Annotated in this window: 2 protein-coding genes; both read left to right on the top strand. The window is 66.4% G+C overall.

The genetic code is table 11. From position 1 onward, the window contains the following. Nucleotides 1-132: 132 nt before the first annotated feature. Complete coding sequence (locus QZH66_RS17170; protein WP_305807055.1) at nt 133-657, top strand: gamma carbonic anhydrase family protein; 525 nt, start codon at nt 133-135, stop codon at nt 655-657. A 36-nt stretch (nt 658-693) separates the two neighbouring features. Next, nucleotides 694-894 (top strand): Hsp33 family molecular chaperone HslO (locus tag QZH66_RS17175; protein WP_305807056.1); only part of this gene is annotated, 201 nt, incomplete at its 3' end.

The raw sequence follows: 894 nt of genomic DNA on the forward strand, positions 1-894 counted from the left end.
GGGTCTGCAAGGCACAAGACCTGCAAGGCGCGGTGGCGAAGTTCCATCCCTACAATTGTAGGAAAACCCCGGCGCCGCAGGCCTTGCCGTGCCGGGGGCTTCTTTCCAGCCTCTTCAAGACAAGGTCAATCCATGGCAATTTATGAACTCGATGGCGTCGCTCCGCGCCTGGCCGCCACGGCCTGGGTGGCCGACAGCGCGCAGGTGATGGGCAACGTGGTGCTGGGCAACGATGCCAGCGTGTGGTTTGGCACCGTGGTGCGCGGCGACACCGAGTGCATCACCATCGGCGCCGGCAGCAACATCCAGGACGCCAGCGTGCTGCACGCCGACATCGGCCAACCGCTGGTCGTGGGTTGCAATGTGACCGTGGGCCACCAAGTGATGCTGCATGGCTGCAGCATTGGCGACGAGTCGCTGATCGGCATCGGCGCCATCGTGCTCAACGGCGCCCGGATCGGCAAGAACTGCCTGGTCGGCGCGGGCGCCCTGGTCACCGAGGGCAAGGAATTCCCCGACGGCTCGATGATCCTCGGCAGCCCGGCCAAGGCCGTGCGCCAGCTCACGCCCGAGCAGATCGCGGGCCTGCGCCAAAGCGCCCGGCACTACATGGACAACGCCCGGCGCTTTCGCGCCGGGCTGAAAAAAATCGGCTGAAAGCGCCTCTCCATCTCTCTCTCAGGAAACCCTTGCGTGTCTGAACTCCACCGCTTCTTATTCGACGGCCAGCCCGTGCGCGGCGCCATCGTGCGCCTGACCGACGCCTGGACCGAAATGCTGCGCCGGCGCGCGGCCAACACCGCCTCGGGACCGTACCCCGTGCCCGTGCGCGAACTGCTCGGCGAAATGGCGGCGGCCGGCGTGCTGATGCAGTCGGGCATCAAGTTCAACGGC

It is taken from the genome of Stenotrophomonas sp. YIM B06876 (assembly GCF_030711595.1).
GTDB lineage: Bacteria > Pseudomonadota > Gammaproteobacteria > Xanthomonadales > Xanthomonadaceae > Stenotrophomonas.

Excerpts from the sequence above, each read along its gene's own strand:
- QZH66_RS17170 (WP_305807055.1), top strand. The coding sequence starts at position 133 with ATGGCAATTTATGAACTCGATGGCGTCGCTCCGCGCCTGGCCGCCACG.